Annotated in this window: 24 protein-coding genes; 10 read left to right on the top strand and 14 right to left on the bottom strand. The window is 69.1% G+C overall.

Annotated features, from left to right (window positions below):
* Positions 1-106: 106 nt before the first annotated feature.
* Positions 107-814, top strand: a complete 708-nt coding sequence (locus NE236_RS23705) for a GntR family transcriptional regulator (RefSeq protein ID WP_252844302.1) — start codon at positions 107-109, stop codon at positions 812-814.
* A 133-nt stretch (positions 815-947) separates the two neighbouring features.
* Positions 948-2,132: an ROK family protein gene (locus NE236_RS23700; RefSeq protein WP_252844301.1), complete on the top strand. Its 1,185-nt coding sequence runs from the start codon at positions 948-950 to the stop codon at positions 2,130-2,132.
* A 71-nt stretch (positions 2,133-2,203) separates the two neighbouring features.
* Here NE236_RS23700 and NE236_RS23695 read toward each other — a convergent pair whose 3' ends face one another.
* From NE236_RS23695 to NE236_RS23675, 5 genes are read right to left on the bottom strand one after another with little or no spacing between them, the layout of a single operon-like run.
* Entirely contained in the window at positions 2,204-3,757 is a 1,554-nt protein-coding gene (locus tag NE236_RS23695) for a sugar ABC transporter ATP-binding protein (RefSeq protein ID WP_252844300.1), read from the bottom strand.
* Positions 3,754-4,794, bottom strand: coding sequence for an ABC transporter permease (locus NE236_RS23690; protein ID WP_252844299.1), 1,041 nt, complete (start codon positions 4,792-4,794; stop codon positions 3,754-3,756). The genes NE236_RS23695 and NE236_RS23690 overlap by 4 nt, the downstream gene beginning before the upstream one ends.
* Positions 4,795-4,826: 32 nt before the next feature.
* Positions 4,827-5,912, bottom strand: coding sequence for an ABC transporter permease (locus NE236_RS23685; RefSeq protein WP_252844298.1), 1,086 nt, complete (start codon positions 5,910-5,912; stop codon positions 4,827-4,829).
* The gene (locus tag NE236_RS23680; protein WP_252844297.1) at positions 5,909-6,997 is read right to left on the bottom strand and encodes a mandelate racemase/muconate lactonizing enzyme family protein; all 1,089 of its coding nucleotides are present in this window, start codon (positions 6,995-6,997) and stop codon (positions 5,909-5,911) included. Before NE236_RS23680 ends, NE236_RS23685 begins: the two co-directional genes overlap by 4 nt.
* A gap of 57 nt (positions 6,998-7,054) precedes the next feature.
* Positions 7,055-8,116: a sugar ABC transporter substrate-binding protein gene (locus NE236_RS23675; protein ID WP_252844296.1), complete on the bottom strand. Its 1,062-nt coding sequence runs from the start codon at positions 8,114-8,116 to the stop codon at positions 7,055-7,057.
* A gap of 368 nt (positions 8,117-8,484) precedes the next feature.
* On the opposite strand from NE236_RS23675, the gene NE236_RS23670 reads away from it, so the two are divergent.
* The 4 genes from NE236_RS23670 (at position 8,485) to NE236_RS23655 (ending at position 12,021) form a co-directional block, all read left to right on the top strand.
* On the top strand, positions 8,485-9,174 hold the full coding sequence (locus NE236_RS23670; RefSeq protein WP_252844295.1) for a GntR family transcriptional regulator: 690 nt from the start codon (positions 8,485-8,487) through the stop codon (positions 9,172-9,174).
* Positions 9,175-9,230: 56 nt separating this feature from the next.
* Positions 9,231-9,986, top strand: coding sequence for an SDR family NAD(P)-dependent oxidoreductase (locus NE236_RS23665; protein WP_252844294.1), 756 nt, complete (start codon positions 9,231-9,233; stop codon positions 9,984-9,986).
* A gap of 17 nt (positions 9,987-10,003) precedes the next feature.
* Positions 10,004-11,038 carry an aldo/keto reductase gene (locus NE236_RS23660; protein WP_252844293.1) on the top strand — a complete coding sequence of 345 codons (1,035 nt, stop codon included), beginning with the start codon at positions 10,004-10,006 and terminating at the stop codon, positions 11,036-11,038.
* Positions 11,039-11,169: 131 nt separating this feature from the next.
* The gene (locus NE236_RS23655; protein ID WP_252844292.1) at positions 11,170-12,021 is read left to right on the top strand and encodes an amidohydrolase family protein; all 852 of its coding nucleotides are present in this window, start codon (positions 11,170-11,172) and stop codon (positions 12,019-12,021) included.
* Positions 12,022-12,050: 29 nt separating this feature from the next.
* Here the strand turns inward: NE236_RS23655 and NE236_RS23650 are convergent, their stop codons facing one another.
* The 5 genes from NE236_RS23650 to NE236_RS23630 are packed head-to-tail and all read right to left on the bottom strand — an operon-like array spanning position 12,051 to position 16,477.
* The gene (locus tag NE236_RS23650; protein WP_252844483.1) at positions 12,051-12,803 is read right to left on the bottom strand and encodes an amino acid ABC transporter ATP-binding protein; all 753 of its coding nucleotides are present in this window, start codon (positions 12,801-12,803) and stop codon (positions 12,051-12,053) included.
* 29 nt (positions 12,804-12,832) lie between these two features.
* On the bottom strand, positions 12,833-13,783 hold the full coding sequence (locus NE236_RS23645) for an amino acid ABC transporter permease (protein WP_252844291.1): 951 nt from the start codon (positions 13,781-13,783) through the stop codon (positions 12,833-12,835).
* 7 nt (positions 13,784-13,790) lie between these two features.
* A complete protein-coding gene (locus NE236_RS23640) occupies positions 13,791-14,732 on the bottom strand; it encodes an ABC transporter substrate-binding protein (protein WP_252844290.1) in 942 nt (313 codons plus the stop codon).
* Between the two features lie 12 nt (positions 14,733-14,744).
* Entirely contained in the window at positions 14,745-15,536 is a 792-nt protein-coding gene (locus tag NE236_RS23635) for a nitrilase-related carbon-nitrogen hydrolase (RefSeq protein WP_252844289.1), read from the bottom strand.
* On the bottom strand, positions 15,533-16,477 hold the full coding sequence (locus NE236_RS23630) for a substrate-binding domain-containing protein (protein ID WP_252844288.1): 945 nt from the start codon (positions 16,475-16,477) through the stop codon (positions 15,533-15,535). The genes NE236_RS23635 and NE236_RS23630 overlap by 4 nt, the downstream gene beginning before the upstream one ends.
* A 128-nt stretch (positions 16,478-16,605) precedes the next feature.
* Here NE236_RS23630 and NE236_RS23625 point away from each other — a divergent pair, with 128 nt between their 5' ends.
* Positions 16,606-17,952 carry an aminotransferase-like domain-containing protein gene (locus NE236_RS23625; RefSeq protein ID WP_252844287.1) on the top strand — a complete coding sequence of 449 codons (1,347 nt, stop codon included), beginning with the start codon at positions 16,606-16,608 and terminating at the stop codon, positions 17,950-17,952.
* A 359-nt stretch (positions 17,953-18,311) separates the two neighbouring features.
* Here the strand turns inward: NE236_RS23625 and NE236_RS23620 are convergent, their stop codons facing one another.
* Positions 18,312-18,548: a hypothetical protein gene (locus NE236_RS23620; RefSeq protein ID WP_252844286.1), complete on the bottom strand. Its 237-nt coding sequence runs from the start codon at positions 18,546-18,548 to the stop codon at positions 18,312-18,314.
* Positions 18,549-19,524: 976 nt separating this feature from the next.
* Here NE236_RS23620 and NE236_RS23615 point away from each other — a divergent pair.
* Positions 19,525-19,971: an NUDIX hydrolase gene (locus NE236_RS23615; protein ID WP_252844285.1), complete on the top strand. Its 447-nt coding sequence runs from the start codon at positions 19,525-19,527 to the stop codon at positions 19,969-19,971.
* A 427-nt stretch (positions 19,972-20,398) separates the two neighbouring features.
* Here NE236_RS23615 and NE236_RS23610 read toward each other — a convergent pair whose 3' ends face one another.
* Positions 20,399-20,923 (bottom strand): ATP-binding protein, encoded by a 525-nt coding sequence (locus NE236_RS23610; protein WP_252844284.1) that lies wholly within the window; start codon positions 20,921-20,923, stop codon positions 20,399-20,401.
* A gap of 207 nt (positions 20,924-21,130) precedes the next feature.
* Here NE236_RS23610 and NE236_RS23605 point away from each other — a divergent pair, with 207 nt between their 5' ends.
* Both NE236_RS23605 and NE236_RS45135 read left to right on the top strand, forming a co-directional pair.
* The gene (locus NE236_RS23605) at positions 21,131-21,976 is read left to right on the top strand and encodes a helix-turn-helix domain-containing protein (protein ID WP_252844283.1); all 846 of its coding nucleotides are present in this window, start codon (positions 21,131-21,133) and stop codon (positions 21,974-21,976) included.
* Positions 21,977-22,002: 26 nt separating this feature from the next.
* A complete protein-coding gene (locus NE236_RS45135; RefSeq protein WP_372494427.1) occupies positions 22,003-22,116 on the top strand; it encodes a DUF397 domain-containing protein in 114 nt (37 codons plus the stop codon).
* Between the two features lie 218 nt (positions 22,117-22,334).
* Here the strand turns inward: NE236_RS45135 and NE236_RS23600 are convergent, their stop codons facing one another.
* Positions 22,335-22,652, bottom strand: a complete 318-nt coding sequence (locus NE236_RS23600) for a MazG nucleotide pyrophosphohydrolase domain-containing protein (RefSeq protein ID WP_252844282.1) — start codon at positions 22,650-22,652, stop codon at positions 22,335-22,337.
* 174 nt (positions 22,653-22,826) lie between these two features.
* On the bottom strand, positions 22,827-23,711 hold the full coding sequence (locus NE236_RS23595; RefSeq protein ID WP_252844281.1) for a class I SAM-dependent methyltransferase: 885 nt from the start codon (positions 23,709-23,711) through the stop codon (positions 22,827-22,829).
* Positions 23,712-23,833 lie beyond the last annotated feature (122 nt).

The following is a 23,833-nucleotide window of genomic DNA, read 5'->3' as shown; positions in this document are numbered from 1 at the left end:
CGCCACATGTCAACACCTGGTTACAAACTTTTCGCAGCGGTAACTCCGGCACACCGACGAATCGCTGCCCTACACCGATCTCGAAACCGTCGAGGTGGGAGGTGCGATGAGCGAGCCGGTGCCATCCGGGGGCGCTGAATTCAGAGCCGACGCGGGCACGGCCGGACCGGCCAAGGTCAGCGTCCGCGAGTCGGTCTTCCAGTCTCTGAAGGCGTTGCTGATGGACCATGACCTGGAGCCCGGGGCACGGCTGTCCATCGACGGGCTGGCACGTCAGCTCGAGGTGTCCCAGACGCCCGTTCGTGAGGCGCTCGCGCGCTGCGAGTCAGAGGGGCTCGTCGTGCGCCGGCCGAACGCCGGATACCTCGTCGCCTCCCTGCTCGACCAGGCCGGACTGGACGACCTGTACGACGTCCGCCTGCTGCTCGAACCGGCGGCCGCCGCCCGCGCCGCCGACCACGCCACCCCGGCCGAGGTGGCCGAGATGCGTCACACCCTCGACCAGATGACGCCGGCGCTGCGCGGCGACACCTACCAGGCCTACCGCGGCTTCGCGGAGCTGGACGCCGCGTTCCACAACGCGATCGCGCAGGCCAGTCGCAGTCCTCTCATCGCCGACACGTTGCGCAGGTTCCGCGCGCACACCCACGGCTACCGCCTCTTCTTCCGCCATGGAATCGCCGGTCACGCCGTCGACGAGCATCGGGCGGTGCTCGCCGCCATCGAGCGAGGGGATCCGGAGGCGGCCGCGGCCGCCATGCGCGACCACCTGGAGACGTCGCGGTCCCGCCTGAAGAGCGCCTACCGGGAATGACACTGCACGGCGCGCCGAGTAGTTTGCTTCCGCCTTCAATATATTGTTTCCAGCGGATGACGAGAGTGGAGCGAACGCGTTACCCCTCCTGGCCCCATGAGTTAGCTTCCACCGGAAGGCTATGATCGGTCTCGTGGAGCTCCCGAACCAGGCCCCGGCCGCCGCGCTGGTGTTCCGAACACTGCTGGCCCACGGCCCGCTCACCAGGGCGGAGATCGGCCGCCGCACCGGCCTGTCCTCGGGCGCGGTCACCAAGGCCACCGCGCCGCTGCTCGACGACGACTGGATCGTCGAGCAGGGGCGACCCGCCGGCGACCGCTCGACCGGCCGGCCGGCCACGCTCGTCGCCGTCCGCGCCGAGCGAGCCGGCTTCCTCGGCGTCAAGGTGACCGCCGACGAGCTCATCGGTGTGCGCACCGACCTGACCGCCACGCCGATCGCGACCCGGCGCACCGCGCTGGACTCCCGCGACGTCGGCAGCGTCGTACGCGCCATCGCCCAGCTGGTCAAGCGGCTCACCGCCGCGGCCGGACCACCGGCGGGCGAGATCCACGGCCTGGGAGTCGCGATATCCGGAGACGTCGACCGGCAGACCGGAGCGGTGCACCACTCCCCGTTTCTCAACTGGCACGGAGTGCCGCTGGCCCAGCTCGTCGAGGACGCGACCGGCACGCCGACGATCGTCGAGAATGACGTCCGAGCGCTCACCGTCGCCGAGCAGTGGTTCGGCGCGGGCGCCGGCGTGCCGTCGTTCGCCCTCGTCACGATCGGCACGGGCATCGGTTGCGGGCTGTCCATCGACGGCCACGTCGTCACCGGCACTCACGGTGTCTCGGGAGAGATCGGCCATCTGCCGATCGGCGGTTCGGACCGGATCTGCACCTGCGGCAACGTCGGCTGCGTGGAGGCCGTCGCCTCCACGCAGGCGATCGTCGAGCAGACACGACAGGTCACCGGCGACCTGCGACTGTCCATCGCGGAGGCCGTCGGGCTCGCCCACGGCGGAGATCCGGCGGTCACCTCCGTGTTCGCCCGCGCGGGTCACACTCTCGGCCTGGCCATCGCCGCGGTCGCCAACCTGATCGGGCCGGAGCGCATCATCATCTCCGGCGAGGGCGTCGCCTCGTACGACCTGTTCGAGGAGCGGATCCGCCAGGCGTTCACCGCACAGGCGTTCGGCGCGGCCGCGCAGTGCGAGCTGATCGTGCGGCCGCTTCCCTTCGAGGAATGGGCACGCGGCGGGGCAGCCGTCGCCGCACAGGAACTCGTGGCGCCGACAAGGCCGGCCCGGCGCGCGACGAGCGGTCCGCGCGCCTGATCCCGGCGGTGTCCCCTGCCGCCCAGAGCTTGCCGCAGTGCCGCTCGTCGCCGCCCCTCGTCGGGGTGCCGCTATGCCACCGCGGTGTCGGGAGCGGCACCGTGGATGAGCCGGATGACGGCTTGGCTCATCGGCTCGTAGTCATGGGTGTTGGGTACGCCACCGGCGATCTGGAAGTCGCGCATCACCGTGATGCGGTCGGCCAGAGTGACCATCTCCGAGAGGTCGCTGGTGATCAGCAGGATGGCGAGCCCGTCGGCGGCCAGTTGCCAGATGAGCCGGTGGAAGGCGGCCTTGGTGCGGATGTCGATGCCGACGGTGGGCTCGTCGATGATGAGGATCTCGGTCTTCGCGGCGAGCCACTTGGCGAGGCTGACCTTCTGCTGGTTGCCGCCGGAGAGTTGGCCGGCGAGCTGGCGGGGTCCGGCGGACCGGATGCCGAGGCGTTCGGTGTACTCCCGCACGAGGTCCCGCTCGCGCTGTGGCGGGACGTACCCGAAGGCTCTGCGGATCCGGGCCCACACGGTGACGGCGATGTTCCTCGTCAGTGGCTGGTCGAGGAAGAGCCCTTCCTCTTTGCGGTTCTCCGGCACATAGCCGATGCGGTGGCGGCCCAGCGCCTGGCCCACGTCGCGGATGCGAGCCGGCTCACCGTGCACCCGCATCGTTCCGGAGACCACCCGCTCCAGGCCCAGCAACGCTTTGGCCAGTTCGGTGCGCCCCGCGCCGACGAGCCCGTAGAGGCCAACGATCTCCCCGCGGCGTACGTCGAGAGAGATGTTCCGGTGGCCGGCCGCGGTGGATATCGCGTCCAGTTCCAGTGCCGGCGGGCCGTCGGGGTCGACCGTGCGGGGGGCGAAGGCATCCTTGGTGTGGCTGCGGCCCACCATGAGGCCGACGATCTCATCCTTGGTGTACGCGGCGACCGGCTCCGCTTCCAGTACGGAGGCTCCGTCGCGCAGCACCGTGACGGTGTCGCAGACCGCGAAGACCTCCTCCAGTTTGTGGCTGACGAGCAGGATCGCGGTGCCCTGATCCCGCAGGCGACCGATGACTTCCAGGAGCCGTTCCGTTTCCTGGAGGGTGAGCGCCGAGGTCGGCTCGTCCAGCAACAGCACCCTGCTGTCGGTCGAGAGCGCCTTGGCGATCTCGACCAACTGGATCTGCGCCGTCGAGAGCGTCTTCACCGGGGCGTCGACGTCCAGGTCCACGTCGAGGAGGTCCAGGCATCGGCGGGCCTGCCGGCGCATCTCGTCACGGTCCACCAGGCGGCCTCGCACCGGGATCTGCCGCAGGGTGATGTTCTCGGCGACGGAGAACTCCGGGATCACGTTGCGTTCCTGGTGGACCACGGAGATCCCGGCCTGGACCGCGTCGTGCGGGGACGAGAGGGCAGTCGGCTGCCCCTGCACGACAAGGCTGCCGCCATCCGGCCGGTACAGCCCGGTCACGACTTTGATGAGGGTCGACTTCCCGGCGCCGTTCTCGCCGAGCAAGGCGTGCACCGAACCGGCCTCCATGCGCAGCGTGGCACCGTCCAGTGCCCGGACGCCGGGGAAGTCTTTGACGAGCCGGTCCGCGAGGAGGGCCGGTGGGGTGGCGGTGGCCGCCGCGATGTCGGTCACGATGTGCTCCTGGCCGTTGGTGCGTACTTGCCCGATTCGGCGTCACCGGTGTCTTTCGCCCCGTGGCCGCCTGCTCGTCCGGAAGGGGTCCTGGCCTGCCTGGCTTGCCGGACCTGACCGATGATGACGGTGCCGAGGACGATGGCCCCCACGGTGAAGTTGACCCAGCTCGGGTCGAGTGAGTACTGGGCCCGCGCGACGTCGACGAGGCGGACGATGAACGCGGCGAGCACGGCGCCGAGCACGGAGACCGAGCCGCCGGCCAGTGCGGCTCCGCCGATGATGGGGGCGGCGAAGCTGGGCAGGAGCCAGTCTCCCCCGATGCTCTTGTTGACTCCGGGAGCCGAAGCGACGGTGACGATCGCCGCGATGCCGGTGATCAGCCCGGACAGCGCGTGCGCCACGATGAGGCTACGGTCGTTGGAGATACCGGACAGCCGTGCGGCCAGAGGATTGCCTCCGCTGGCCAGCATTCGGCGTCCGGTGGCCACTCGGCGCAGGAAGAAGGCCAGTAGCCCGGCGATGACCAGCGCGAGCAGGAAGATCACCGGGATGCTCAGCACTGCCATGTCGCCGAACCGGGTGAGGCCGGACGAACCGAGGTCGATCGTGCGGGTGCCGGCGAACCGGTACTGCAGGCCGCCCAGGATCGTCATCGTCGCCAGTGTGACGATGAATCCGTTGATCCGGGTCGCCACGACCAGCAGTCCGTTGGCCGCACCGATCAGCGTGCCGGCGGCGAGCGCGAGCAGGATCGCGATCGGGGCGGGCACACCATGGTCGGCCATGAGCACGGCGATGACGACTGCCAGGAAGCCTCCGAGTGCGCCGACCGAGAGGTTCATCTGGCCGACGGCCAGCACCACGAGCTGTGCCAGCCCGATGAGGATGGGGACGGTGAGATAGGTCAGAACGCCGCGGATGGCGTCGCCGTGCAGCAGACTGCCGTGGGAACCGGCCACCAGACCCGCGGATCCCAGCACGGCCACGACGAGCAGGGTCATCTCGGTGGAGCGGGTGAATCGTGTGAGGGGCACGGATCGGCCGGCCCGGCTCGGCCCGGAGGCGCTCATCGGGATGTCGCCGCCCTTCGCGTGACGACCGCCGACCTGATGCGGTCGGTGGACAGCGCGAGCAGCAGGATCACGCCGAGGTAGATGTTCAGGCTCTCCAGGCCGATTCCCAGTGTCGTGAGCCCTTGGCGGATCACTTGGACGAGAGAGGTGCCCAGCAGAGTCCCGATCACGGAGACGCCACCGCCGGTGAGCAGGGTGCCGCCGAGGACCGGGCCGATGAAGGAGGGGATCATGAACTCCGCACCGATACCGGCGGTGAACGAGCCGCTCGTGGCGGCGAGCATGAAGCCCGCGAGGGCGGCGAGCGTCCCGGACAGCGCGTGCGCGAAGATGACCCGGCGCCCGGCCGGGATGCCCGACAGCCGGGCCGCGGTGATGTTCGAACCGACCAGGAGAAGTTCGCGACCGGTCCGGCTCCTGGCGTACAGGTAGCCGATCAGAAGCATCGCCACGATGGTGAACAGCAGGATCTGCGGCACTGCGGGCGATCCGCAGACAGAGCCCACGCAGACGTCTGCCAGCGAGTAATTGCGCAGGCCGTCCATGCCGGCGGGCTTCGTCGTGAACGCCGCGGCGGTGGTGAACTGGGAGTAGACCAGGGAGACCAGGCCCAGCAGTGCGAAGTCCATCGCCAGGGTGACCACGAACGAGTTCACTCCGGTGGTGCTGATGATCCAGCCGGTCAGGGCGCCGATGGCGGCACCGGCGAGCAGGCCGACCGCCAGTCCCGCGTACAACGGCAGATGCCATCGCTGGTAGGCCAGACCCATGAACATCGCGGAGAAGGCGGCCATGCGTCCGACCGCCAGGTTCATGTGACCGATGGACAACGCGGCCATCTGAGACAGTCCGACCACGGTGAAGATGGCGACGTCCTGCAGCAACGGAAAGACGCTGAACTGCTGGTTGTAGAACGAGTTCTGAACGGAACCGAAGAGGACCACGAGGGCCGCGATCGCCACCAGGAGTCCGATCCGCTGAGACGTCCCTGCCGGCAGCCGGCCGGCGCCGGCGGACCTCGTCGGTTCCGGTGGCGGAGGGTCCGGGCGGTCGGTCTCGTGGGTCGACGATGTGCTCATGCCGTTCTCCTGTCGGCCATCGCGTCACGGTCCCAGGCGATGCCCAGTCCCGGCGTGTCAGGGGCGATGGCGTGGCCGTTCTCAATGCGCAGTTCGCCGTGGGTGATGGCGCGCAGCTGCGGGATGTGTTCGACGTAGCGCCCGTTGGGCACCGCGGCGACGAGGCTGACGTGCAGTTCCATCAGGAAGTGCGGGCAGACGTCGACGTTGAACGTCTCCGCGAGGTGGGCGACCTTCAGCCAGGGTGTGATCCCGCCGATGCGGGCCACGTCGACCTGGATGATGGAGGCCGCGCCGCGAGCGAGGTAGTCGCGGAAATGGGCCGGCGAGTAGAGGGACTCGCCGACGGCGATCGGGATGGGGGTCGTACGGGCGAGCGCGACGTGTCCCTCGACGTCGTCGGCCGGAAGCGGCTCCTCGAACCAGGCCAGGCCGATCGGCTCGAACGCGGCGGCACGGCGTCGCGCCTCGGCGCGCGTCATCGACTGGTTGGCGTCGACCATGATGTCCAGACCGAGGCCGACGGCGTCGCGCACCGCGCCCAGCCGTTCGACATCCTGCTCGATCCGGGGCTTGCCCACCTTGACCTTGATCCCCGACCAGCCGGCGGCCTGGGAGGCGAGCGCACCGGTGACGAGGTCGTCGGTGGACAGATGCAGCCAGCCGCCCTCGGTGTCGTACAGCGGCACCCGCGGGCGGAACCCGCCGGCCACACGCCACAGCGGCTCACCGGCCCGCGTACACCTCAGATCCCACAACGCGGTGTCCACCGCCGCCAGGGCCAGCGAGGTGATCGCACCCACCGTGGTGGCCCGGGTGGAGGCGAACAGGTCATGCCAGAGGTACTCGATCTCTCGAGCATCCTGCCCTGGCAGGCGAGGCAGGAGATGGTCCCGCAGCAGCGCCAGCACGGCGCTGCCGCCGGTACCGATCGTGTAGGAGTAGCCGAGCCCCGTGTTTCCGTCATCGGTGGTCAACTCGACGAAGACGGTCTCCTGCTTGAGGAACGCCTGCACCGCGTCGGTGCGCTCGGTCTCCACTTCCACGTCGACCAGGAAGGCGGTCGCCTCGACGATCTTGGTCACGCCGGTCTCCTCAACTGGTAGGTCATGCCGTTCCGCCTGGGCTGCCGCGGGCATGCCTCAGGCGCAGGACAGGACGGTGTCCTTGAAGGTCTTGAGGAGTTGCTGTGTCTTGGCCTGCCGCTCCTGGTCGTACGTGGTCACGTTGTCGTGGGTGACCACGAAGGAGCCCGAGTCGACCGCCGTGCCGGGGGTACGCACCGTGCACGCCCCGCTCCGCAGTTGACCGAGTGCCCACGAGCCGACATAGGCCTGGCCGACCGGGTTCTGGGTGACGGTCGCGGCCACGGAACCGTCGGAGATTCCGGCGAGGATCTTGGGGTCGTCGTCGATGGCGACGACCTTGATGGGCCTGTTGCCGCGCTTCACCGCGGCCGCGGCGGCGACGGCCGGGTTGTAGGCGGTGGACACGATTCCGGTGATCTGCGTGCCATGGGCGGTGAGCAGATCGGAGACGGCCCGCTGTGCGGTCTGCAGGTCCGTGTCGACGTCGGTGATCGTCGTGAGGAGTTTGACCTGTCCGTTGGTCTCCGCCACCGCTTTCTTCACCCCGGCGATCCGGCGCTGGGTATTGGAGTCGACGTTGTTGCCGGTGAGGTGGACCAGGGTTCCGTGGCCGCCCATGGCCTTGATGCCGGCCTGCGCGGCCTTGTACGCGGCCTGCTCCACATCGGTGGCCAGACAGAAGTCGGCCTTGTCGACGTCGCCGGCCGGGCAGGACCCCAGCGACGCCACCGCGGAGCCCTTGGACTTCAGCTCGGCGAAGGTGCTGTTGATGTCGGTCGGCGAGACGCCGAAGATGCCGAACGCGTTGTAACCCTGAGCCGCCAGTGAGTCCAGCAGGCTGTTCTGCTTGGACTGGTTCCATTCGGCGGTCTCGCTGAACGTCATCGCGCCGAGCCCGAAGTCGGCTTTGGCCTTCTGCCCGGCCGTCTTCCACGGCTGGAAGTACGGATGTGCGCCACCGGGAACGAGGGCGACCTTCACGCTCGACAGCGGAGCCTTGGCCGCCGTGCCCGTCCCGCCCGTGGCGCTCGACCCCCCCTTGGTGCTGCAGCCCGTGAGGGCCACCGCCGACAGACCAGCGACGACCAGCACCTGTGCGGCGAATGAACGCTTCATCTGCCAGCGCCTCTCTCCTGGATCGTATATTTTCCGAGGAGTATGGATCCGGAGCGCGGCCCAGTCAAGAGATGGGCCGAATCGAGACGTTCCCGATCCGGCGCGTCGCCGGCGAGGGGCGATCGGCCCACGTTCGAGCAAACGTGCTGGCCAGAGAGAATTTTGATGGGCGTGACTCGATGCGGCCACCGACGGCCCGAGCGGCGACGCACGCAGGACTCCCTAGCGGGTACCGATATTTATCGTATATGATCCTTGAGAGAAGGGCCGATCTGGCAACGCCTGCGAACGTTGCGGGGCGCCCCCCGTGGACAGCGCACGGCCTGCCGTCTCGACGGGAACGGTGAGGTGGATGGAAGGGTGAGGCGATGACGCTGATGCAGCCCCGGCAGATGCTCGCCGACACGGTCTACGGTGCGATCGAGCAACGGCTCGTCAACCACGACATCGAGCCGGGCGCCAAACTGAACATCACCACACTGGCTCAAGAGCTGGACGTCTCGCCGACACCGGTGCGGGAAGCGCTGGCCCGCCTGGAGGCCGATGGGCTGGTCGTCAAGCGTCCCCTCGCCGGCTACGCCGCCGCACCGCTCATGGCCGGCAAGGACTTCGACGAGCTGTTCGAGATGCGGATGCTTCTCGAACCCGCCGCCGCAGGACGCGCCGCCGCCCGGATCGGCGAGGACGGCCTGCTGGCGCTCGCCGGCAGCCTCACCGAGATGCGCAAGGTACAGGGCGGCGCCGACCGCGAGACCCTGCGGCTGTTCGTCCACCATGACGCGCTCTTCCACGACATCATCGCCGGCTCCGGCGGGAACACCCTGATGGCCGACACACTGCGACGGTTCCACGCCCACACGCACCTGTACCGGCTCTACTTCCGCGACGGCATCACCGATGCGACCTGCCGCGAGCACGAGCGCATCCTGGACGCCCTGCGCGAGGCGGATGCCGACGCCGCCTCGGCCACCATGCGCACTCACCTTCGCCGTGCCCATGAACGACTGCTCCCCACCGTGATCGGCGCCGGAACCGACGGTGCCGCCGGCACCGCCTGACGCGTCCTCGAGAGCTCCAATCGGCCCGTCAGCGGCCATGGCAGGAAGAAGAGCGCATGAACGACCTCAAAGGACTCACCGCGGTCGTGACGGGAGGTGCTTCGGGGATCGGCCTGGCCGCCTCGTGCCTTCTCGCCGCGCAGGGTGCCGCCGTCGCCGTCCTCGACCTGGCCCCCGCCGGGATCCCCACACCGCTCCTGGGCCTCACCACCGATGTGGCCGACGACGCCTCGGTGCGCACCGCGGTCGAGGAGGCGGCACGCGCACTCGGCGGCATCGACATCCTGGTCAACAACGCCGGGATCGGCGCCGTCGGCACCGTGGAGGACAACCCGGATGAGCAGTGGCACAAGGTGTTCGACGTCAACGTCCTCGGGATCGTGCGTACCACCCGCGCCGCCTTGCCGTACCTGCGCGCGTCGCCGCACGCGTCGATCGTGAACACCTGCTCCATCGCGGCGAGCGCGGGTCTGCCGCAGCGGGCCCTCTATTCGGCCACCAAGGGTGCGGTGCTGTCGCTGACGTTGGCGATGGCGGCCGACCACGTCCGCGAGGGCGTCAGGGTGAACTGCGTGAACCCCGGGACCGTCGACACTCCGTGGGTGGCTCGGCTCCTCGATGCCGCGGCGGATCCCGCGGCCGAACGCGCCGCCCTCGGCGCGCGCCAGCCCAACGGGCGCCTGGTCTCGGCCGACGAGGTCGCGGCGGCGATCGTCTACCTGGCCGGCCCGGGCGCCGCGTCGACGACGGGAACGGCCCTGCCCGTCGACGGTGGGATGGCCGGGGTCCGGCTGCGGCCGGTGACCGGCTGACCCGGCGGGAGTCGAAGATGGAGACGGACATGTATCCAGCGGTGCGACTCGGGCGCAGCGGAGTCGAAGTCAGCCGGGTGTCGTTCGGGGCGGCCGGCCTGGGCAACCTTTTCGCGGCGCTCTCGGACGACGATGCCGCACAGGCCATCGAGGCCGCGTGGGCGCTGGGGATCCGGTACTTCGATACGGCTCCGCACTATGGCCTGGGTCTGTCGGAGCGGCGGATCGGCCAGGCTCTGCGGAACCGGCCTCGGTCGGAGTTCGTCGTGTCCACGAAGGTCGGACGCCTTCTGGAGCCGGTGAACGGGTCCGGCGGCCACGTCGGCCTGGATACGGCCGGGTTCGCGGTTCCCGCGACGCATCGACGAGTGTGGGACTTCAGCGCGAACGGTATCCGCCGGAGCATCGAGGCGAGCCTGTCCCGGCTGGGACTGGACCGCGTCGACATCGTCTACCTGCACGATCCCGACGACCATGGTGAGTCCGCGTTCGCCGACGGCTATCCGGAGCTTGAGCGGCTGCGCACTGAGGGGGTGGTCGGCGCGATCGGGGCCGGAATGAACCAGGCGACGATGCTGACCCGGTTCGTCCGCGACACGGACGTGGATGTGGTGCTGCTGGCCGGCCGGTACACGCTTCTGGACCAGAGCGGGCTCGCCGAACTGCTGCCCGAGGCAGTACGCCGCGGAACGTCGGTGGTGGCCGGTGGGGTGTTCAACTCCGGGCTCCTGGCCGATCCGCATGCGGGAGCGCGATACGACTACTCGGCGGTGTCCGATGAGGTCTTGGCGCGCGCACTGCGCATCAAGGCGGTGTGCGACCGGTACGACGTGCCGCTGCGCGCCGTCGCGTCGCGGTTCCCGTTCGGGCATCCCGCAGTGGCCAGCGTCCTGGTCGGCGCGAGGACTGCGGCCGAAGTCCGTGACAGCGCCGCGATGTTCGCCCTGCCGATCCCCGGCGGACTCTGGTCGGACCTGAAGACCGAGGGTCTGCTGGGCGAGGACGTTCCCGTTCCCGACACCGCGCAGGTCACGGGGTCGCCATGCGGATAGTGCCGCCGGTCACCTGCATCGACGACGCCCTGTCGCTGGTGGCCGAGGGCCCGGAGACGAAGGCCGCGGACCCCCGAGACGCGTAATAGACCGACCCGACGACACCCAGCGCCTATCTTCGGGAGCTCCCCATGAACGCCACCGGCATCGTGGACGCCCATCACCACGTCTGGCAGTTGGCCGTCCGCGACCAGGACTGGATCAAGGGCGACGCGCTCGCCCCGCTGCGCCGCGACTTCACACTCGCCGACCTGCGAGCCGAAGCAGAGCCGGCAGGCGTGAGCGCGACCGTCGTCGTGCAGACCGTGACCGTCGCGGATGAGACACCGGAGTTGCTCGCCATGGCCGCCGGTGACGACCTGGTCGCCGGAGTGGTCGGCTGGGTGGATCTCACCGCGCCCGAGGTCGCCGACACACTCGCCGCGCTGCGCGAGGGCGCAGGGGGCGAGTTCCTGGTCGGGATCCGCCACTCGGTTCAGAGCGAAGCGGATCCGGACTGGCTCTGCCGACCCGACGTACGACGCGGGCTCTCCGCGCTCGCCGACGCCGGACTCACCTACGACCTGCTGGTCCTGCCGCACCAGCTCCCGGCCGCCATCCGGGTCGCCGAGGCCCTGCCAGAGCTCACACTGGTCCTCGACCACCTCGGCAAACCGCCGATCGCCGGCGGCCGGCCGGAACCCTGGGCGACCTCGATTCGCACGCTCGCGACGCACCCGAATGTCACATGCAAACTCTCCGGCATGGTCACCGAGGCGGACTGGGCTTCTTGGACCATCGCCGATCTTCGGCCCTACGCCGACATCGTGCTCGACGCCTTCGGCCCCGATCGCCTCATGTTCGGCTCCGACTGGCCCGTGTGCCTGCTCGCCGCCACCTACGCCGACATCCTGGCCACCGCCGAGCAACTCACCTCCGGTCTCAACGATGACGAGACGTCCGCGGTGCTCGGCGGCACCGCGACCCGTTCGTACCGCCTCTGATCGCGCCTCCTGCCGCACCCGCCCGCCGATCACAGCACCCGGCTGAGGAACGCCTGCGTACGCGGGTTGGACGGATCGTCCAGCACCGACGCGGGCGACCCGGACTCCACGACCACGCCGGCGTCCATGAAGACCACCCGGTCGGCGACCTCACGCGCGAACCCGATCTCGTGTGTCACCACCACCATGGTCAGGCCCTCCTCGGCCAGACCCTTCATGGTGGCCAGCACCTCGCCGACCAGCTCCGGATCCAGCGCGCTGGTCGGCTCGTCGAACAGCATCAGCTTCGGCCGCATCGCCAGCGCACGGGCGATCGCGACCCGCTGCTGCTGCCCACCGGACAGCTGCCGCGGATAACTCGCGGACTTCTCCTCCAGCCCGACCTTCGCCAGCAGCTCCAGCGCACGCTCACGCGCCGGCCCGCGGGGCTCACGGCGTACGCCCGTCGGCGCCTCCAGGACGTTCTGCAGCACCGTCAGATGCGGGAACAGGTTGAACTGCTGGAACACCATCCCGATCTCCCGGCGCTGCCGGGTGATCTCCCGCTTGCGCAGGTGCCGGACCCGGCCCTCCTGCGCGCGGAACCCGATCAGCTCACCGTCGACGTGGATCGAACCACCGTCGATGGTCTCCAGATGGTTGATACAGCGCAGGAACGTCGACTTGCCCGACCCGGACGGCCCCAGCACGACGACCACCTCGCCCACCGCCACGTCCAGGTCGATGCCCTTGAGCACCTCCAGATGCCCGAACCTCTTACGGACGTTGCGGGCGCGCACCATCGGCGGCGCGTCGGTCAGCGGAACGGCGGTCACGACGGCACCTCCGGAGTCGTCGGCGGCAACTGCGCACGGCGGCGCATGAGCAGGAAGTCCCAGAAACCCTGCGGAGCGTTCCGCGTCGCCCCCCGCGCGTAGTGACGCTCGATGAACGACTGCCCCACGTACAGCACCGACGTGATCAGCAGGTACCACAGGCAGGCGACGATCAGCAGCGGGATCGTCTGGAACGTCCGGTTGTAGATTGACTGAACGGTGTACAGCAGGTCCGCCAGCGCGATCACACTCACCAGCGACGTCGCCTTCAGCATGTTGATCACCTGGCTGCCGGTCGGCGGGACGATGAACCGCATCGCCTGCGGCATCACGATCCGCCGGAACGTCCGCGCGTCGCTCATGCCCAGCGCCTGCGCCGCCTCCGTCTGGCCCGGGTCGACCGCGAGCAGCCCACCACGGATGATCTCCGCCATGTACGCCGCCTCGTTCAGCCCCAGTCCCAGGATCGCCGCGAACAGCGGAGTGATCAGATGATTGGTCCCCCCGCTGACGAACTCCGGCCCGAACGGCACCCCGAAGGACACCCGCGGCAGCAGCGCCGACAGGTTGTACCAGAACACCAGCTGCACCAGCACCGGGATGCCCCGGAAGAACCAGACGTACACCCCGCACGACGTACGCAGCAGACGGTTCTCCGACAGCCGCCCGACCGCCAGCAGCACCCCGCCCACGACACCGACGGCCATCGCGATCACCGTCAGCTCCAGCGTCGTGACGATCCCCCGGCCGATGATCTGGGCGTTGAAGTAACGCCCGACGACGTCCCACTCGAAGTTGTCGTTGGTCACCAGGAGGTGGACCAGCTGCGCCGCCAGCACCAGCAGGATGAACGACGCCACCCAGCGCAGCGGATGCCGCGTTCGCGCCGCCCCGGCGACGTCCACCTCGGGCACCGCGTCCCGGGACGTCTTCTCGGTCACTGCCACGAAAGAGTCACCCCTTCCTGGGTGCCAGGTTCGCGCCGGGCTTGTCCAGCATGTTCGCCGGCAGACCCCACTTGTCCATGATCTTCTTGTAGGTGCCGTTCGCCATCAGCGTGCGCAGCGCCTCCAGCAGCACGTCCCGCAGCGGCGACCCCTTCGCGACCACGGCACCCTGGTACAGGTCGTCGAACCCGTTGGCCTTGCCCGTGCCCGCCAGCTCCAGCGACTTACCCGCCTGCTTGACGAAGTAGGTCAGCGGCGCCTGCGAGGAGAAGAACGCGTCCGCGCGCCCGGACCGCACCGCCAGGATCGACGTCGGCTGGTCCTTGTACGACTGCACCTGCACGGCCGGCTTCTTCTGCTGCACGCACGCCTGCGCCTGCTTCTTGATCACGTCTTCCGCCGAACCACCCGCCATCACCGCGATGCGAAGCCCGCACGTGTCCGTGATCGAGTTGATGTGCTTCGGGTTCCCCTGCGGCACGGCGAACACGACGAACTCCCGCACCCAGTCCACGAAGTCGTTCGCGGTCTCCCGCTCGGGGAAGTCACCGATCGGCCCGATCGCGAAGTCGTACCGCCCCGCCTTGATCCCGGTCAGCTCGCTCGGCAGCCCGTCCACCGTGACGTGCTCGATCTTCACGCCCAGGATCGCGGACAGCGCCGTCGCCACGTCGGCCGACGCCCCGGTCAGCGACTTCCCGTCCGCACCGGCGATCTCGTACGGCGGGAACGAGCCGTTGTTCACCGAGATCAGCTTGCCCGCGGCCTTCACCTTCGCCGGCAGCTTGGCGTTCAGCTCCTTGTTCAGGGTCTGCTTCAGGTCCACCGAGCCCGCACCCTGCGCCTTGGCGCCACCACTGCCGCCGTCCACCTCGCTCGGGTTCGCACCACAGCCGGCCACCGCGAGAACACCCGCCGCGGCGAGCGCGGCGACGATCCGTTTCGACACGATATTCACTCCTTAACGCATTGACGGGTCGACGAAGAATCGCCGGTTGGCGAGCACGGGCAGCTTCTGGCGGGCCGCGGCCAGCTCCTCACGGTCGGCGGAGGACCACAACAGCCCCGGCCGGTCACCCAGCCGGCCGCGAACGATCCCGAGCGGATCCACGACCATGCTCGCGCCGATGTTGCGGCGGCCGCACTCGCCGGACGCCGCGACGTAGCAGGTGTTCTCCAAGGCCCGGGCGGTCACCATGACCTCCCAGTGCCACTCCTTGGCCGGCCCGCGCACCCAGGCCGCCGGCAGCACCAGCAGCTCGGCGCCCCGGTCGACCAGCAGCCGGGCCATTTCCGGAAATCTTACGTCGTAGCAGGTCATCAACCCGACCTGCCATCCGGCGCACTCGAACACCACCGGCTCGCCGCTCCCCGGGCGCACCCGGTCCGACTCACGCGCGCCGAAGGCGTCGTACAGGTGAACCTTCCGGTAGGTCGCCACCAGCGCGCCGTCGCGTACCGCGGCGAGCGTGTTGAAGACCTTCCCGTCCCCCGCCGGCTCGTGCATGCCGACGACGACCGTCGTCGACGACCCGGCGGTGCGCTCCAGCAGACCGCTCAGGAACGGACCGGCCAGCGGCTGGGCCGCCTCGACGATGCGCGTCGGCTCATCGATGAACAGGGCCATGGAGTCCTCGGGCAGCACCAGCAGGTCCGCTCCCCCTGCCACGGCCTCGTCGACCAGCGCCTGACAGGACTTCAGGTTGCTCGCCCAGTCCTCGGCGACTGCGAACTGCCCGACAGCGATTTTCATGCGAACATCTCCTCGGCGTCGATCGGGTGCGGGGCGATGCCCTGCACGTGAAGCTCCTCACAGAAGGCCGCGGTCATCGCGGCGTTGGCGGCCGTCCCGTACGGCATCCAGTCCGGCCCGAAGACCTCCGCGCTCGCCTCCAGCTCCGCCAGCAGCCACGGCGTGGTGTCGGCCAGCTGCCGCCGCCGCGCCACCCAGACGCGTTTGGACTCCTCGAAGACCTCCTCCAAGGCCGCCGGCAGCCATGGGTACCGGTCGACCACCGCGCGCTTGACCGCGAGAAGGTGGATCCCCGGCACGAACCCGGTCGCCTGGAAGTAGTCCATCTCGGCGCCGCGATGGTCCTCGTACAGGTGGCGGAACCGGCTGTCCGCGGTGAACAGCTCATCCGGCATGAACGGCGTGAATACCGCGTCGAACCGCCCGGCCGCCAGTCCCTCAACCAGGGACTCGCCCTCCGCCGCCACCGTGACATTGGACGGCAGCGGCCGCGGCCCCACCCTGTCCTTACCCGTCTCCCCCGCCACCAGCGGCCCGACCGTCCAGGCGATGCCGTCCAGGTCCACCCCGGCCGCGCGCAACAGCGCCCGGGTCCACGTGTTGCCCGAGTCCGGCCAGCCCGTCAGCCCGATCCGCGCGTCGGCCAGGTCCTTCGGCGACGCCAGGTCGCTGTCACGCCGGACGAGGACGCACCGTTGCCGGAACCCGCGCATGACGAACACCGGAAGCCCGACCAACCGGTCGTCGCCGCGGCCACGCCCCAGCGCATAGCGGCTGAAGGAGGTCTCGCCGCCGTCCAGCTCCGGCTCATCGAGCACGTCCGGCGTCACCGGCCGGGACTCCACCTCCAGCTCGAAGTCCCGTGGGCGTACCCGGCCGGTCACGAGCGGGACCAGGTGATCCCAGTCGCGCAGGGCCAGGCGAATCCGTGGAACCGACACATCGCTCCATTCAATCGACATCCCTCGATGGCGACCGACGATATGTTCAGCAAGAAGCAAGTACAATACTCATTTTGTTACTGCACAAAGATTTACCACCGCGAAATCGACAGAACGGCAGGTGGACCATGCCCGAGCCCTCGGTGGACGCCCGATGGCTCGCCGACTACATCGGCGACCGCAGCGCCCGGGGCATCGCCTCGGCCGTGACCGACCTCATCCGCCGCGGAGAGGTGCCCGCCGGGACACGCCTGCCCACGGTCCGCGGCCTCGCCACCGAACTCGGCGTCAGCCCCGCCACGGTCGCCGACGCGTGGTCGACACTCCGCCGGCACCGCGTCATCAGCGCCCAACGCCGCCGTGGCACGATCGTCGTCGGACCGCCCAGCGTCCCCCACCCCGTCCGGTACGAACGGATCGGCCACTTCGGCGGCCACCTCTCCGTCGACCTGGCGATCGCCGCCCCCGACCCGGCGCTGCTCCCCCCGCTGGAGAAGGCCCTCGCCGCCGCCGCGCACGCCGAGCGCCTCAACGACTACGCCCGCGAGACCATCACCCCGCGCCTGCGCCGCGCCGTCGAACCCACCTGGCCGTTCCCCGCGGAGGCATGGCTCGTCGCCGGCGGCGGCTACGAAGGCGTCCAGCTCGCCTGCCAGACCGCTGCCCTCCCCGGCGACCGGATCGCCGTCGAAGACCCCACCGGCGCACGGCTGCTCGACATCTTCGAGGCCCTCGGCGCCGAGGTGATCCCGGTCGCCTGCGACGAGGGGGGCCCGATCCCCGCCGCCCTCGCCGAGGCCCTCGCGACCAATCCGGCCGCGTTCGTCTACCAGCCCCGCGCCCACACGCCCTGCGGGCACTCCCTGACCCGCGAACGCGCCGCCGAGCTCGCCGCGCTGCTCGCACCCACCAGCACCCTTACGGTCGAGGACGACGGACTCGGCGAGGCGTCGGCCACGCCGGCCGTCAGCATCGGAGAGCACCTCCCCGGACAAACGGTCCTGATCCGCTCATACTCGAAGTCCCACGGACCCGACCTGCGCATCGCCGTGCTCGGCGGCGCCGAGGAGACCATCGAACGGGTCCGCGTCCTCCGCAGCTACGGCACCGGCTGGACCAGCCGCATCCTGCAGGACGCCCTGGCCCATCTCCTCGAAGACGCCGACGCCCGCGCCGCCGTCGACCACGCCCGTACGGTCTACACGCAACGCCGCGAACGCATGGCCGAGGCGCTGGCGGCCCAGGGAGTGGTGACGCGGAACAGCGACGGGCTGATGCTGTGGGTGCCGGTCGCCGACGAGTCCGCCGCCCTCGTCACCCTGGCCGCGCACGGAGTGGCGGCCGCCCCCGGCAGCCGCTACCAGGTGCGACCGTCCGCCCCTCACATCCGCATCGCCACGGGCCAGCTCCCCGACGACCTCGAATCCCTCCGCCAACTCGCCGACCTGGTCGTCCTCGCCGCCAGGCGACCCTGACAAAAGTCTTTCCTTCCTCGTTCACGAGTTGGTTTTTCACCGAGCGATGGCCTTTACACAGTAAGTCCCGGGGTGGTTACCGCGTAGCAGACGACATGTCGCCTGCAGCACAGTGGAGTGGTGATGACCGATGACAGCGGGTACGAGGGGGTGCGCAGCCGCGACGCCCGCTTCGACAACGAGGGTCACCGAGCTGGCACGGCATCTGGGGTGCCTCGCACGCTCCGATTCGACATCGGCGCACATCCGTAGATGTGCGGCTACTTGGTGCGGCGGCGCACGGCGGAACGAGCTGTGGCGGTACGTTCCGGCAGGCCCTGTGCGAATGGCGTCCGAGCCTGCCGGAGCGGATGAGCGGCTTACTCGAAAACGGTCAGGAAGTAGCCGTACTTGCCGGGCGTCGTGTCAGCCCTGCACTTCCATGCCGAGGGGTGGTACTTGGCGGCGTAGGCACGTCCGTCAGCGTTGCAGGAAGACAATGTTTCATATTCGCTGCCCACCGTGACCCATTGCTCGGCGTGCGCTGCGGTCGCTATCGTCAGGGCCGCGGTGCCTGCGGCGAGCAGGGTCGCAGCGGAGCGCGCAAGTGTTTTCACTCGGTCACCTTTCGTTGATTCTTTGGTCGGGCCAAAATACCCCCTCGGGCGGGTGCCCGGGGTGGGGAGGCCGTTGCACGCGAATGGTGTCGGCGCCTAGCGGCCACCGGTTACCGTTCCGGGCCATGGCCACTGCCTGCGGGAACACCGCGCTTGCGAATTGAGTGCGACTGCGTTGCGTGACCGGTAGGCAGCCGATCCGCCGCAGGAGCTGTCGCGGTTGCCGGGCGCCCGCCGAGATCCGGCCGGGCAGCGGTTCGGCGCGCCGAGTGGGGGACGCCCGCCGGGGGGTGCCGGTCACCGCCGACGCTGCGCACACCCGCGCCGACACCGCCCGCTATCGCCCTGGCCTAGCGTGATAAATGCCCATGTAATGGGCACCGGCGGCACGTAACCGCCTCAGCCGCCGTCCACTGAGACGAAAATTTTCTCGTCTCAGTGGACGGCGTGGAAACACACGGATCCCCCCGGGGCGATTTCGAGGGTGCGTGTTTCGGAATGATCGTCTGAAATTTTCCCCATCAGACCGCACCCTCCCAGGGCGATTTCAAGGTCGCGTGTTTGGGGCGACCCCCTCCGAACCATCTTGCTGATCACATAACGCAACAACCACGAGAGCCAACGCCGACTTTGAAATCGCCCTGCTTGCGACTGGAGGCAGCTTTCCTTGAGTTACATCTCGCTACTGGTGGATCCGACAGTTCCGGTGCGGCCGCCTCTGCGTCTCACTACCGTCACCTACGGCCGGCCAGCAGTCGGGGCGGCTTCTTGCTGTCCGCGGACCGGTGCTGTCGGTCATGAACCCGAGCGGCAGCGCCCAGTGAACGTGGCGAGTCCGCGGGTCGCTAGCTGTTCGGTCAGAGCGTCGCGCCAGTCTCGGCGCGTACGTCAATGGGCGTCATGGATTCCTCCGCGTGTTGATCAGCGTTTACCGATGGGGCTGGTGTGCACCGATGGGACGTGTTGGGGTGCAGGCATGGGAGAGATGGCGGCGGCGGCGGCCGCGACGGACAACGCGGCGTACCGGTTCCCGGTCTCGGTCAAGGGCGTCGTGCTCGATCGCAAGGACCGGGTGCTGCTGCTGCGGAACGAGCGGAACGAGTGGGAGCTGCCCGGCGGCAAGCTCGAGCTGGGTGAGGACCCGGCCGTGTGTGTGGCGCGGGAGATCGAAGAGGAGGCGTCCTGGCCGGTGACGGTCCAGACGATCCTGGACTCGTGGGTGTACCACATCACCGAGGGCGTGGACGTCCTGATCGTGACCTACGGGTGCCGACTCGACACTGACCGACCGCCGGTGCTGAGCCATGAGCACAAGGAGCTCGGCCTGTTCACCGACGCTGAGGTGCCTACGCTGAACATGCCAGACGGCTACAAGCACTCCATCGCGGACTGGTATCGGCGCCAACGCGTGGCCTCCAGGTAGGAGATGTCGGGTCCCGGGCTGCCCGCGGCGTGACCCGGAGCTGGAGATGTAGGGCGATGCCCCCGGGCACCCGCGTCTGCAGCCTGGGGCCGTGGCGTTCAGAGGCCGCCGGGCGGGAATCCCTCCAGATGCCCCGCGCCCGGCGGCCGTTCGTTTCCCGGCATGCGCAGCGGTCGATGGCTGCCGGGGCGTCTGAGTGGGAGCGCCCCGTCGATCCGGTGGTCGAGTCGGATTCTCCGTGGCCAAACACCGGGACGCTCCCACGTCTATCGGTTGGCGCGCTCCTGCCAGTCGGGAAGCCGCCGCGCCTCGCGCGGGTAGCGGGCGATCAGGTTTGCCGGCTCAGCGAACTCCTGCTCGGGAGTGAGGCTGCCGACCGTTGGGTCGGTAAGCGCGTCCACCAGCTTCCGACACTCACTCGCGATGCTCAAGCCGGTGCCCCGATCTGCTTCAGCTCGGCGGCCGTCATGGTGACGCCAGGCGCGGCGATGACGACGTGCACGGTCTTGCTATGCCCGGCGTAGGTGATCCAGCGCACGACGGCGACCTGGTCGACGATGGCTAGGCCTCGCCCATGCTCAGCCTCCAGACCGCTGACGAAAGAGGCGGGAAGCGGCCGGTGGTCGGGATCGGTGACCGCCAGGTACGTCCACCGGTTGCAGGCAGCGACGTCCAGGCGCAGCGGCCATGCGTCGTACGGCCACTTACGGAGGGCGCTGGCCGCGTTCAGGGCGTTCGTCAGCAGCTCGGAGACCAGGAGCCGGATCATGTAGGCGTGATCGTCGTCGAGGGTGTGCCCGGAGACGACGTCGCTGGCGAATCGGCGGCCCCGGACGACGGACTCAGGGATGGCACGGAGCGCGATGAAGGACGGTCGGCGGTCGGTGGCAGGCAGAGGCCAGACCACGGTGGGGGATGCGGTGCAGTCCGCGACCTCTGGGTCAGATGGCACGGGGGATCAACTCCCCAGGTAGGGGTGCCCGGCTGGCACGGCCGAGCTTGGCGGCTAGGTACGGCGCTTATCATGCTCGCGGCATACCTAAATCGCAAGACCTAAATTGGGTCGCGCGGCTATAGTGACGAATGTCGGGTTTCCATGAACGTGATTACGGAGTGCATTACCATCACCTCACCGAGCCACTCCGATACGGAGACGCCAATGCCAACGCGGGAAAGCCCGACCCTGCGCCGCCGTCGTCTCGCGCAGCAGCTTCGCAGCCTGCGCGAACAAGCCGGCCTGAAGAGCGCCGAGGTCGCTGCCCGGCTGGAGTGGGCGCCGAGCAAGTTGACCCGCATGGAGCGGAACGAGGGCAAGCGACCCGACCCGCGCGACATTCGGGACCTGTGCGAGGTGTACGGCGTCGACGAGGCCCAGCGCGGCTACCTGGTGCAGCTCGCCCGCGATGGCCGCAAGCGCGGATGGTGGGACCCGTACGACAAGATGCTGCCCGAGGCGACGACCGCTTTCATCGGTCTCGAAGCCGAGGCATCGAGCGTGCTGGTCTTCGAGCCGCTCACCGTCCCGGGCCTGCTGCAGACCGAGGACTACGCCCGCGCCGTCATCGGCGGCGGCACGACAAAGCTGTCCGACGAGCAGGTCCAGGCCCGCGTCGACGTCCGGATGCGACGACAGCAGGCCCTGTACGAGGATCCGGTACTCGAGGTCATCGCCGTGCTCGACGAGGCCGTGCTGCATCGGGAGGTCGGCGGCCCCGAGGTGATGCGCGCCCAGTTCGAGCACCTGCGACAGGTTGCCGGACTCCCGAGCGTCACCGTTCAGGTGGTCCCGTTCGGCGCCGGGTCCCATGCGGGCATGTCCGGATCGTTCAACATCCTGCAGTTCCCCGAGCCCGGCGACCTTGACGCGGTCTTCGTCGACCTGGTCGCCGGCGAGATGTTCATCGAGGAATCGTCCGAGGTGAAGCGGTACCACGCCGCGTTCCTGAATCTTGTCGGCGCTGCCGCCAGTCCGGCGAATACGCTGGACATACTCACCAAACGGTGAGGTGACGAGATAGGAAGACCGTACCGATGCCAACGCCCCAAGATCTGTCCGATGCAGCCTGGCGAAAGAGCATCAGAAGCCAGAATGGCTCATCCTGCGTTGAAGTCGCTGAGCTGACCGTGCGCTCCAACGAGGAGTAGCAGCCCCAACAAGGAAGAAGGGCCCCGGTGCTCGCCGGTGGCCCCTTTTCCGTACCTTAGCCGCGTCCACAGGACCCCGACGGCCGACATCTGCTGATCAGAAGTCGAAGCAGGCCGCCTCGGCCTCGGCGCTTGATCTACGAATCGCTAGCCCAGGACCATCGGCAGGACCCACCGGGTGGCCCGGCCTGGGACATCGGGCCGCTGGTAGTGATGCGTCAGATCCAGGTGCGGTAGTTGTTCTTGGCCTCTTTGGCGCGGAACGCCGCTTCGAGGTCGATTCCCTTCCGGTTGGCGATGGAGGCCACCAGGATCAGGACATTGGCGCGTTCCTCGCCGATGTCCACGACGCGGCCGTGCGGGTCTGCGGGATCGCCGTTGGCTTTGCGCACCGCGCGGAACAGTTCGCCGACCTCTTCACCGAGCTTGAGGCATTGAGAGTCGACGGCGAGGTGATCCAGGCCGCGCTCGACTTCCATCTTCGCGACGTAGTCCTGGAGATCGGCCAGTGAGGCTCCGTGGGTCAGCAGGTCCATGGTGTGATCCCTGGGCATCTTGTGGGACTGGTGAGGTCGCGACGGTAACGCGGATCGGGCTCGCGTATGGCTTGTTCGCTGGTCCCGGTCAAAAGACGTTGCCAGCCGTCGGCATCGGGGGGCGGGGCACTGGTGGAATGTCATGTCCGCGCCCGTCCTGCGGCCGGGTCACGGTCAGGGCCTGCTTGCGAACACCCACCGGTTGGCGGCCAGCGCGTCGGGCCGCTCGGGCTCGGGGTGGGGACCGCGCCCGTGGCGGCGGGTGAATTCGAACGCGGTGTGGACCGACGTGGACCAGCCCCTGGCGGCCAGGTCCCCGGCGGAGTCGGGCCTCGGCTCCCCGCCGAACAGGGCGAGAAGGTCGACACCGATCCGTCGCCTGGCCGCCGAGTAGATCGGGCTTTCGCGGACGGCCGCCGACTCCGTACCGATCTTGACCTCGTAGGCCAGAGCGCTCCCCGCCGCGCTCAGCCCGTTCACCGTCTCGATGAGGGCGCGTTCGGCGGCATGGGGAAGGTAGAGCAGCAGCCCCTCGGCGAGCCAGGCGGTCGGTGCGGCCGGGTCGAAGCCCGCGTGGGTCAGCTCGCTGGCCCATTCGAAGCGCAGATCGCCCCCGATCGTGATGCGCTCGGCCTTCGGCACGGCAGGCAGCCCGTCGAGCACGCGGTCCTTGAACGCGAGGACGTCCTCCTGGTCGATTTCAAAGATCGTGCAGCCGGGCGGCCAGTCGAGCCGGTACGCCCGCGTGTCCAGGCCGGCTCCGAGGAGTACGACCTGCCGGATCCCCGCGCGCACCTGCTGTAGGAGGAAGTCGTCGAGGACCCTTGTCCGCAGGCCGAAGTAGCGCGCGAACCGGCCCCAAAACGGATCGGCGTCGCCGTCTGGAACCTGCTGGAGGCGCACCGGCCAGGCCGTGGACGCCCGTGCCGCGCGCACGAAGTGCTCGGCGTAGACGTCCCGCGCCAGGGCGTCGTGGCGGTGGGTCTCGATCGCCCGCGCCGCGGCGACCATGAGGGCGGTCCGTCCGACGCCTTCTTCCACGCCGGTGTTGCCGGCCATGGGCTCTCCTCTCCGGGCCCCACCGCACGGTCGGCAAGCTCATCCTCGAACCGTGAGGCGGCGGTCAGGTAAGACGGGAATATGCGCCGAGTCGAGGGGGGGGGGGGGCCCGGCAGCGACGC

The sequence above is a fragment of the Actinoallomurus purpureus genome (assembly GCF_024055795.1).
In the GTDB taxonomy this organism is placed as follows: domain Bacteria; phylum Actinomycetota; class Actinomycetes; order Streptosporangiales; family Streptosporangiaceae; genus Actinoallomurus; species Actinoallomurus purpureus.
Note: the sequence above shows the minus strand (reverse complement) of the source record. Positions and strands in the feature narration are given on the sequence as shown.